Here is a 10,336-nt window from a genome sequence, read left to right on the forward strand (position 1 = left end):
AGGGTGAGCACGTATAAGCCGTAAACCGTTGCGCGGGGAAAGCCGGATGATCCGGTTGCCCTGTGGTCTACTCGTGCGCTTCTTGTGCACGACCGCGGGTGCGATCGGCGCCCGGCTTTCCCCGCGCCCTCTCTTCTCGAGTGGGCGTGAACTGACGCAAAACCTCGGGCGCTTCGCGCCGCGGGAGTTAGACGCATGTTTGGGATCCCGTCATTCCGGGGCGCGCGCGAGCGCGAACCCGGAATCTCGAGATTCCGGGTTCGATGCGGAGTTTATCATCGGGCCGGCCGAAGGCCGGACCCGGTGGCATCGCCCCGGAATGACAGTCTTCCGCGGGTACGGCTTTCCCCGCGTCCGTTATCCGGCGTACCTGCCGGCCTCCATGGAAATGCAACCAGGTTCAGCGCACCACCTTGCTCGAGCCCTGCGTGATCAACCGCGCCGCGCGCTGGTCGCGGGCGTGGATCCACAGCCAGGAGATCGCGACGCTGAGCCGGTTGCGCAGCCCGATCAGGAAATAGATGTGGGCGATGCCCCAGATCCACCAGGCGAGGGTGCCGCGCAGCTTGAAGCGCCCGAAATCGATCACCGCCTTGTGCTTGCCGATCTGCGCCAGGCTGCCGGCATGCCGGTAGCGGAACGGGCCGGGCGTTTCACCGCGCAGCCGCGCGTTAATGACATTGGCGACGTAAACGCCCTGCTGCTTGGCCGCCGGCGCGATGCCGGGGACTGGCTTGCCATCGGGGCCGTTGACCGTGACTGTATCGCCGATTGCGAAGATATCGGGATGACCGGGAACGGTGAGATCGGGTTCGACCTGCAGGCGGAAGGCGCGGTCGGCTGGTGCGCGGAGCCATTCGGCAGCGGACGAGGCGCGCACGCCGGCAGCCCAGATCAGTGTTTTGGCCGCCAGCTTCTTCTCGCCATAGACCACGCCGTCGGCGGAGCATTCGGTGACGGCCTGCCCGAGCACGACTTCGACGCCGAGACTTTCCAGCGAGCGTTGTGCATAGGACGACAGATCGTCGGGAAAACCCGCCAGCACGCGCGGGCCGGCCTCGATCAGCACGACGCGCGCGTCTTTGGTGTCGATGTTGCGGAAGTCCGGTTGCAGCGTGTCGCGCGCCAGTTCGGCGATGGTGCCGGCGAGTTCGACGCCGGTCGGGCCGGCGCCGACGATGACGAAGGTGAGGAGCGCGGCGCGGCGCTCCGGGTCGGTCTCGCGTTCGGCGCGCTCGAAGGCGACGAGAATGCGCCGCCGCAGCGTGGTGGCGTCCTCCAGCGTCTTCAGGCCGGGCGCGAACGGCTCCCATTCGTCATGACCGAAATAGGCGTGTCGGGCGCCGGTGGCGAGAAGCAGAGTGTCGTAGGGCAGGGTGTCGCCATCATCGAGCAGCACGCGCTTCGCCGCGGCATCGACACCGGACACCGTGGCGAACAGGGTCGTGACCTCGGGACGATCGCGCAGCAGATAGCGGATCGGCCAGGCGATCTCCGAGGTCGCCAGCGAGGCGGTGGCGACCTGGTACAGCAGCGGCTGGAACAGATGGTGGTTGCGGCGGTCGACCAGGGTGATCCGGACCGGCGCGCCCTTCAGCCGGTGGGTCGCCTGCAGTCCGCCGAAACCGGCGCCGACGATCACCACGCGATGGAGATGTGCGGTTCGCGGCTGCTCTGACGTCATGGGCTGCGGCCTTCGGGTGATGTCTTTCTCATGTAAGTATCGGCGGCGGGTGGCACACGCTTTTCCCGGTCCCGCTGCGACAACCGTCACCCGCATCCTGAACTATAATTCTTGCCAATCTCGCCGGATACGAATTATGGTGCACAAAATAACGGCTTGGGTCGAAGGTTCTGACAAGGGCCGGCGGTTCGGGCTTGCTGCGGAGCTGCAACTTCGCGCACAAACCACGTCACCTGAAGAGTGAGACCCGGGAACGGAGCGTTCAAGGCCGTTCAAACGGGATAGGGAATTTGACGGACGGCAACGTCCTTAGTGAGGAGGGAACGAGCATGAGAACTTCATTCTGGCTGGCGGGCGCTACGGTTCTGGCGCTGGCAAACCCCGCGTTCGCGGGAGATACCATCAAGATCGGGTTCGTCTCGACCTTCAGCGGGCCGACCGCCGTGATCGGCAACGACATGCGTAATTCGTTCGAGCTCGCGCTCGATCACATCGGCCGCAAGATGGGCGGCAAGCCGGTCGAGGTGATCTACGAGGACGACGGGCAGAAGCCCGATGTCGGCAAGCAGAAGACCGAGAAGCTGATCCAGTCCGACAAGGTCGACTTCATCGCCGGCTATATCTGGTCGAACGTGCTGCTGGCTTCGCTGAAGCCCGTGGTGGATTCGAAGACCATGATGGTGATCGCCAATGCCGGTCCGTCGCAGCTCGCCGGTGAATTGTGCTCGCCCTATGTGTTCTCCACCTCGTGGCAGAACGACCAGACCCCGCAGGCGGTCGGCGAATACATGAACCAGAAGGGCGTCAAGTCGGTGTTCCTGATCGGCCCGAACTATGCCGCCGGCAAGGACATGCTGGCCGGCGTCAAGAGCACGTTCAAGGGCGAGATCAAGGGCGAGGAATATACGGTGTGGCCGAGCCAGCTCGACTTCTCCGCCGAGCTGTCGAAGGCGCGCGCCTCGGGTGCGGCGTCGATCTTCGTGTTCTATCCGGGTGCCGCCGGCGTCCAGTTTCTCAACCAGTACGCCCAGGCCGGCCTGAAGGCGCAGATGCCGCTCTACACGGCGTTCACCATCGACGAATTGTCGCTGCCGCTGCAGAAGGAAAACGCGCTCGGCGTTCCCGGCGCCCAGCAGTGGGTAAACGACCTGCCCAACGAGGCGAACAAGAAGTTCGTCGCCGACTATCGCAAGAAGTACCCCGGCCTGCGCCCGACCTTCTACGGCGCGCAGTCCTATGACGCCGCGCAGCTGATCGCCAGCGCGGTGGAAGCGGTGAAGGGCGACACCTCGAAGAAGGACGAGATGAAAGCGGCGATGGAAAAGGCCAACTTCAAATCGGTGCGCGGCGACTTCAAGTTCGGCAAGAACCACATGCCGATCCAGAATTTCTACCTGCAGGACGTGGTGAAGGAAGCCGACGGCTCGCTCGCGCTGAAAACCGTCGCCACCATCGTCAAGGACAGCCAGGACAAGTACCACGAGAAATGCCCGATGAAGTGATCGGGCGGGCCTTGCAAACCGGCGGCGGCGCTGACGTGCCGCCGCTGTTTTCCTGTCGGCACATGTCTTGCTTTGCAATCAGATGACTCTCAGACTCACCTAGAGCCTCCATGCTGCTTGTCGTCGAACAATTTCTGAACGGGCTGCAATTCGGTCTGCTGCTGTTTCTGTTGGCGGCGGGATTGACGCTGGTGTTCGGCATCATGGACTTCGTCAATCTGGCGCACGGCTCGCTCTACATGATGGGCGCCTATTTCGCGGCGACCTTCGTGGTGTGGACCGACAGTTTCATCCTCGGCTGCGTGCTGGCGCTCGGCGCGACGCTGCTGCTCGGCATTCTCTTGGAATTCGTCGCGCTGCGGCACCTCTACAACCGCGATCATCTCGATCACGTGCTGGCGACCTTCGGGTTGATCCTGTTCTTCAACGACGCGGTGCGGCTGATCTGGGGGCCCGCGGGCCTGGCGCTGCCGCTGCCGCCCTGGCTGACGGTGCCGTTCCAGATCATGCCGGGCGTCTATTATCCCGCCTATCGGCTCGCCATCATCGTGGTGGCGCTGGTGGTGGCGCTGCTGCTCTATTTCGTGGTGATGCGGACCCGGATCGGCATGCTGATCCGCGCCGGCGCCTCGAACCGCGAGATGATCGGCGCGCTCGGGATCAACATCAAGCTGCTCTATACCCTGGTGTTCGGGCTCGGCGCGGCGCTGGCCGGCCTTGCCGGACTGATGCAGGCGCCGATCCTCACCGTGCAGATCGGGATGGGCGAGAACATCCTGATCCTCGCCTTCGTCATCATCGTCATCGGCGGCATCGGATCGATCCGCGGCGCATTCCTGGCCGCGATCTTTGTCGGCATGATCGATACGCTGGGCCGCGCCTTCCTGCCCGATCTGCTGCGGCAGGTGCTGAGTTCGAGCGCAGCCTCCACCGCCGCCCCGGCGCTTTCCTCGATGCTCATCTATCTCCTGATGGCCATCGTGCTGGTGGTGCGGCCGGAGGGGCTGTTTCCGGCCGGCCGACGATGAAGGCCTGGCTCAACGCGCGCACCATCATCGTCGCGCTGGTGGTTGCCGGCCTGCTGCTGCTGCCGGTCTACACCACGCTCAGCGGCAACGTGTTCGGGCTGACGCTGTTCACCCGCATCATCATCTACGCGCTGGCGGCGGTCAGCCTCAATCTCATCATGGGCTATGGCGGCATGATGAGTTTCGGGCATGCCGCCTATCTCGGGATCGGCGGCTATGCGGTCGGTATCCTCGCCCATGAGGGCATCGGCTCCGGATTCATCCAGTGGCCGGTGGCGCTGGCCGCCTCGGCGCTGTTCGCGCTGGTGATCGGCGCGCTCAGCTTGCGCACCCGTGGCGTCTATTTCATCATGATCACGCTGGCTTTCGCGCAGATGGCCTATTACGTCGCCTCGGGACTGGCGCGCTATGGCGGCGACGACGGCCTCACGATCTACAAGCGCAGCGATTTCGGCGGCCTGATCGATCTGTCGAATCGCGTGCAGTTCTATTATCTCTGCCTGTTCTGCCTGCTGGGCGGCGTCTATCTGGTCTGGCGCATCGTCAATTCGCGCTTCGGCATGGTGGTGCAGGGGCTGCGCTCCAACGAACGGCGCATGCAGGCGATCGGCTTTCCGGTCAACCGCTACAAGCTGGTGTGCTTCGTAATCTCGGGCACCATCTGCGGCCTCGCCGGTGCGCTGCTCGCCAACAACACCGACTTCGTCAGCCCGGCCTCGATGTACTGGACCCGTTCCGGCGATCTCATGGTGATGGTGATCCTCGGCGGCATGGGGTCGCTGTTCGGCCCGGTGCTGGGCACCATCGCGTTTCTGCTGCTGGAAGAGGCATTGTCGCAGTTCACCGAGTACTGGGCGCTGATCATGGGACCGATGCTGCTGCTGATCGTGCTGTTCGCGCGCGGCGGCATAGACGGAATGCTGGGGAGGATGCGCCGTGGCTGAACCCCTGCTCCGCGTCGAAGACCTGGTCTGCCGGTTCGGCGGCGTGATCGCGACCGATCATGTTTCGCTCGACGTCCACAGCGGCGAATTGCACGCGATCATCGGGCCGAACGGCGCCGGCAAGACCACGCTGATCAGCCAGCTCACCGGGCAGCTGATGCCGCATTCCGGCACGGTTCGCTTTGCCGGCCAGGACATTACGCGGCTGCCGGCGCATCGCCGCAGCCGGCTCGGGCTGGCGCGCTCGTTCCAGATCACCTCGCTGCTGCCCGATTTCACCGCCTCCGACAATGTCGCGATGGCGGCGCAGGCGCATGACGGGCACTCCTTCCGTTTCTGGGCCGATGCCCGCAAGGAGAAAGGCCTGCGCGACGCGGCAATGTCGGCGCTGTCCAGGGTCGGGCTCGCCCATCGCGCCGACGCCGTGGTGTCGGAACTGAGCCATGGCGAGCAGCGCGAACTCGAACTCGCGGTCGCCCTCGCCACCAAACCGCAATTGCTGCTGCTCGACGAACCGATGGCCGGATTGGGCGCCACCGAATCGGCGCAGATGGTGAAGCTGCTGCAGGAACTGCGGCGCGAAGTCACCATCGTGCTGGTCGAGCACGACATGAACGCGGTGTTCGCGCTGGCCGACCGCATCACCGTGCTGGTCTATGGCCGCGTCATCGCCTGCGACGCGCCGGCGGCGATCCGCCAGCATGACGAGGTCAAGCGCGCCTATCTCGGCGATCAGCACGTGGTGACCCGCCATGACTGACGCATCGCCGCTGCTCGAAGTCGACGCCATCGAGACCTGCTATGGCCTCAGCCAGGTGCTGTTCGGCATGTCGCTGGCGGTACGCTCGGGCGAGATGGTGGCGCTGCTCGGCCGCAACGGCATGGGCAAGACCACGACGATCCGCTCCATCATGGGATTGACGCCGGCGCGCGCCGGCAGCGTCCGTTTCGCCGGACACGAGGCGCGCCAGTTGCCCTCGTTCCGGATCGCGCAGCTCGGCATCGGTCTCGTCCCCGAGGGACGACAGATCTTTCCCAACCTGACAGTGCGCGAGAATCTCGTCGCCGCCTCGGGCAACCGGCTCGGCAATCCCGATCCATGGACCATGGAAAAAATCCACGCGCTGTTTCCGCGGCTGTCGGAGCGCGGCGCCAATATGGGCGGCACCCTGTCCGGCGGCGAGCAGCAGATGCTGGCGATCGGCCGCGCGCTGATGACCAATCCGCGCCTGCTGATCCTCGACGAAGCCACCGAGGGCCTTGCGCCCCTGATCCGCGACGAAATCTGGAACTGTCTGTCGCTGCTCAAGTCAAAGGGCCAGTCGGTGCTGGTGATCGACAAGAACGTCGAAAACCTCACCCGCATCGCCGACCGCCACTACATCATCGAACGCGGCCGCGCGGTCTGGAGCGGGACCTCGGACGAGCTGATCGCGGCTCCCGACCTGCAGCACCGCTATCTGGGGATTTGAATACCGCCGGGTCGGAACCCGATTTCCGTCAGCGTTCCTGTCTTGTAACTGTCGCTGATGGGATCATGATAGCCGTGTCGATCGCTTGAAGTGATCGACCAGGGTGACGCATCAAGCGCGCCGGGGTTGAGTCGCCTTCACGTGATGCGCCTCCGCGGAGCACATTCACGACGCGGCCACCCGCAAGTCAGCGAGCCGTCAGGGTCAACCCTGGCGGCTCACTTGCTTCAAAACATCTCGAAATATTCGCGCTGCTCCCAGTCCGACACTTCCGCCTGGAAGCGCTCGATCTCGGCATTCTTGATGTGGACGTAATAGTCGACGAATTCCGCGCCCAGTGCCTCGCGGAAGAACGGGTCGTCCTTCAGCGCGAACACCGCCTCGCGCAGCGTCTTCGGCAGCAGTTCCGCCCTGGTCTCGTAGGGCGTATCCGCCGACGGGCCGGGATCGAGCTTGCGATCGACGCCGTCGAGGCCGGAAAGAATCTGCGAGGCCATGTAGAGATAGGGATTGGCGGCGGGCTCGCCGATGCGGTTTTCCAGCCGGGTCGCGGCATCGCCCGCGCCGCCGAGCACGCGGATCATCACGCCGCGGTTGTCGCGTCCCCAGATCGCGCGGTCCGGCGCCAGCGAATAGGAACGGTAGCGCTTGTAGCCGTTGATGGTCGGCGTGGTGAACACGGCCGAGGCACGGGCATGCCGCAGCAACCCCGCCAGATAATGGCGGCCGAACGGGCTCAGCCCCTCGGAGCCGTCCCTGGCCATGAAGGCGTTCTCGCCGCTCGAACGCGTTACCAGCGACTGATGCAGATGCCAGCCGGAGGCGAACACGTTCGGCAGTTTCGGCCGGCACATGAAGGTGGCGTGATAGCCGTGGCGGCGGGCGATCTGTTTCACGGCGCTGCGAAACAGCACCATGTTGTCGGCGGGCTCGAGGCCCGCTTTCGGCGCAAAGGTGAATTCGCACTGGCTCGGGCCGAACTCGACCTCAACCGAACGCAAGGGAAGGCCGAGCGCCAGCACATCGCGCCGGATGATTTCGAGCACCGGCTCCATCTGGTCGTAGCGCTGTTCGGTCAGATACTGGTAGCCTTGCGACAGCAGGCTGACATCGGGCGGCGTACCGGGCTGTCCCGCATGTTCCGGCGACATTTTGGCGTCTTCGAGCCTGAAGATGTGGAATTCGACCTCGAGGCCCGCGACGAAGTCGTAACCGCGTTGTGCGAGTCTATCCACGACACCGCGATAGAGATTTCGCGTCGCGAACGGCACCGGCCGCCCGTCGGCAAAATGCAGGTCGCACATCAGCCAGCCCGTGCCCGGCGTCCACGGCAGCACGCGAAAGGTGGTGGGATCGGCCACCATCAGCACGTCGGCGGCGCCCTCCATCTCCTTCATGCCGAAGCCGCCGCCCGACGTGAACACCGGAAACACCGTGCGGTGCGAAGTGTCCTTGGCGAGCATCGTGGTGGTGATCGAGCAGCCGCTCTCCAGCGAGGCCAGCGCCTCGCCCGCCACCAGCGTCTTGCCGCGCAGGATGCCGTGCTGGTCGGGAAACGACAGCCGGATCACCTCCAGCTTGTGCTCTTCGACGATTTTTCGAAGGCCGCTCGCGGCTTCGATTTGCTCTCGCGACCAGAGCGCGTGACGCTCGACAAAACTCAACGCATCCCCCGTTCCGTCGTTCCGGGGCGATGCGCGAGCATCGAACCCGGAATCTCGAGATTCCGGGTTCGGCTCTGCGAGCCGCCCCGGAATGACGGTGCCGGCATCCTCAAACCGCCTTGAGGTGCCGCACCTTGTCGGCGATCTCCTGCGGCACCGGGGCGGCCCATGGCGCGCTGCGGCGGCGCTTGACGTCGACCTCCATCCAGAAGGTTTCCCAGCCGCGGGTCGGCCCGATGCCGTCCATGGTGGCGGGGCCCTGGATGCTGCGGGCATGGGCGTCGTCGAGGAACAGCATCGGCTTGCCGCCGCCGGCGACCTTCTCGATCTCCTGCCGCAGCAGCCGGCGATACTGCACGATGGCCTTGTCGGAACTGCCGAGATGCTCCCTGGTGCGGTCCTGGATCGGGCCCATCGATTCCACCGCCCACTGGTCGTGCACGTTGATGTCGGCGCCCATGCCGGTGTAGGTCGCGGTCGCCTGCTCGTGCGGATCGAAACCGTAATCATTGGTCTTGTTCTTGCGCGATTTGTAGTCGGGCAGCTCATAGAGTTCGAGCCGCTGGTCGCGCATCTTCTTCCTGTCGACCGGCGCCGAATAGGAAGTGAAGATCGCGTACCAGTAGCAATTCTCGTCATCGACAGGGACGTGCCACTGCGTGATCGTCATCTCCGTGCTCATGGGAATGACGAAGCCGTGCGGGAACAGCTGGTTGGTGACGCGAACGTGGGTGCGCTCCGCGTCGATCTCGCGCAGCGCGATCAGCCGCAGGCCGTATTCGGTGTGCTCGACATTGATGATCGGGCGGTCATATTCACGCAGGATCTTCGTCATCGGCATGTCGCTGCCGGCCGAGGTGCCGCGGAACTGCTTGCCGTAGGCGGTGGAGGTGTCCTCGTCCTCGAAGAAGCGATGCAGGAACGAGGCATGCGCCGGGTCGATGCCGACCTCCAGCGCCTGCAGCCAGTTGCAGTTGATATGACCCTTGAACGCAAAAGTGTGGCTGTCGGGCGCAACGAAGCAGTCGATCTCCGGAAACGCCGGCGGTTCGCCTTCGCCGAGATACGCCCAGAGAATGCCGCGCTTCTCGATCACGGGATAGGCGCGCTGGGTGACGTTTTTGCAAAGCGGCGAATCCTTCGGCTCGGCCGGCGTCTGCAGGCACTTGCCGGCGACATCGAACAGCCAGCCATGGAACGCACAGCGCAGGCCGCCGTTCTCCAGCCGGCCGAATGCGAGATCGGCGCCGCGATGCGCGCAATGCCGCTCGATCAGGCCGTGGCGGCCGTCCTCGTCGCGAAACAGCACCAGGTCTTCGCCGAGCAATTTGACCGGTTTGACCGGACGCGGCCCCGTCAGTTCATCGACCAGCGCCGCCGGCTGCCAGTACATCCGCATCAATTTGCCGGCAGGGTCCTTCGGCCCGGTGCGGGTGATCAGGTCGTTGGCTTCCTGGCTCATCATGGCGGTGGTCTCCGGCCTTGCGGTGCAGGCTGTTTGTCGTTCGGAATCAAGTTACTTGGCTGGGGGGTCGAGGCAAGGGGATTCCTTCACCAGTCGGCCTCATCGCAAGGCATATCAAATTCGCAACGGCCGGACGCGCTTCACCCCCGCGCGAACATCTTGGCTTCGCTCTGAAGCACCGGGGCCACCGCATCGACCAGGCTTGCAGCAGCCGCGTCCACCGAAAGGCCTGAGGTGTCGACCACCGCTGACGCCCGCGCATAGAGCGGTTCGCGGCTGAGCAAAATGGTGCGCAATTCCGCCATCGCCGAGCGGTCGTCCGCCATCGGGCGCAGGTCGCCCTGACCGCGCACCCGCGCCATGTGTTCTTCCGGCCTGGCCTTGATCCAGATGGTGTAGAACGACTGCAGGATGCGGTCGAAGGTCAGCGGCTCCGAGACGATGCCGCCGCCGGTCGCCAGCAACATCAGCTCTTTCCGAGCCAGCAATTGCCCGATTGCTGCCTGATCCATGATGCGAAAACCTTCCTGGCCGTTGAGAGCGATGATCTCGGAGACCGACAATCCGTTCTGCCGTT

General features: G+C 64.6%; 9 protein-coding genes. 5 read left to right on the top strand and 4 right to left on the bottom strand.

Features of this window, described 5'->3' with window-relative positions:
- Positions 1 to 400 precede the first annotated feature (400 nt).
- Complete coding sequence (locus tag Q8R73_RS24345) at positions 401 to 1,684, bottom strand: NAD(P)/FAD-dependent oxidoreductase (protein WP_305722093.1); 1,284 nt, start codon at positions 1,682 to 1,684, stop codon at positions 401 to 403.
- Between the two features lie 329 nt (positions 1,685 to 2,013).
- Between Q8R73_RS24345 and Q8R73_RS24350 the strand changes: the two genes are divergently transcribed.
- The 5 genes from Q8R73_RS24350 (at position 2,014) to Q8R73_RS24370 (ending at position 6,630) form a co-directional block, all read left to right on the top strand.
- Entirely contained in the window at positions 2,014 to 3,186 is a 1,173-nt protein-coding gene (locus Q8R73_RS24350) for an ABC transporter substrate-binding protein (protein WP_305722094.1), read from the top strand.
- 110 nt (positions 3,187 to 3,296) lie between these two features.
- On the top strand, positions 3,297 to 4,214 hold the full coding sequence (locus Q8R73_RS24355) for a branched-chain amino acid ABC transporter permease (RefSeq protein ID WP_305722095.1): 918 nt from the start codon (positions 3,297 to 3,299) through the stop codon (positions 4,212 to 4,214).
- Complete coding sequence (locus Q8R73_RS24360) at positions 4,211 to 5,158, top strand: branched-chain amino acid ABC transporter permease (RefSeq protein ID WP_305722096.1); 948 nt, start codon at positions 4,211 to 4,213, stop codon at positions 5,156 to 5,158. Before Q8R73_RS24355 ends, Q8R73_RS24360 begins: the two co-directional genes overlap by 4 nt.
- Entirely contained in the window at positions 5,151 to 5,918 is a 768-nt protein-coding gene (locus Q8R73_RS24365; RefSeq protein ID WP_305722097.1) for an ABC transporter ATP-binding protein, read from the top strand. The genes Q8R73_RS24360 and Q8R73_RS24365 overlap by 8 nt, the downstream gene beginning before the upstream one ends.
- Positions 5,911 to 6,630 (top strand): ABC transporter ATP-binding protein, encoded by a 720-nt coding sequence (locus Q8R73_RS24370; protein ID WP_305722098.1) that lies wholly within the window; start codon positions 5,911 to 5,913, stop codon positions 6,628 to 6,630. The genes Q8R73_RS24365 and Q8R73_RS24370 overlap by 8 nt, the downstream gene beginning before the upstream one ends.
- 227 nt (positions 6,631 to 6,857) lie before the next feature.
- Here Q8R73_RS24370 and Q8R73_RS24375 read toward each other — a convergent pair whose 3' ends face one another.
- From Q8R73_RS24375 to Q8R73_RS24385, 3 genes are all read right to left on the bottom strand, one after another.
- Positions 6,858 to 8,294, bottom strand: coding sequence for a glutamine synthetase family protein (locus tag Q8R73_RS24375; RefSeq protein ID WP_305722099.1), 1,437 nt, complete (start codon positions 8,292 to 8,294; stop codon positions 6,858 to 6,860).
- 109 nt (positions 8,295 to 8,403) lie between these two features.
- Positions 8,404 to 9,759: an aromatic ring-hydroxylating dioxygenase subunit alpha gene (locus Q8R73_RS24380; RefSeq protein ID WP_305722100.1), complete on the bottom strand. Its 1,356-nt coding sequence runs from the start codon at positions 9,757 to 9,759 to the stop codon at positions 8,404 to 8,406.
- A 140-nt stretch (positions 9,760 to 9,899) separates the two neighbouring features.
- The coding region (locus Q8R73_RS24385; protein ID WP_305722101.1) for a shikimate kinase at positions 9,900 to 10,336 on the bottom strand (437 nt) is incomplete at its 5' end.

The sequence above is a fragment of the Bradyrhizobium sp. genome, from assembly GCF_030697065.1.
GTDB lineage: Bacteria > Pseudomonadota > Alphaproteobacteria > Rhizobiales > Xanthobacteraceae > Bradyrhizobium.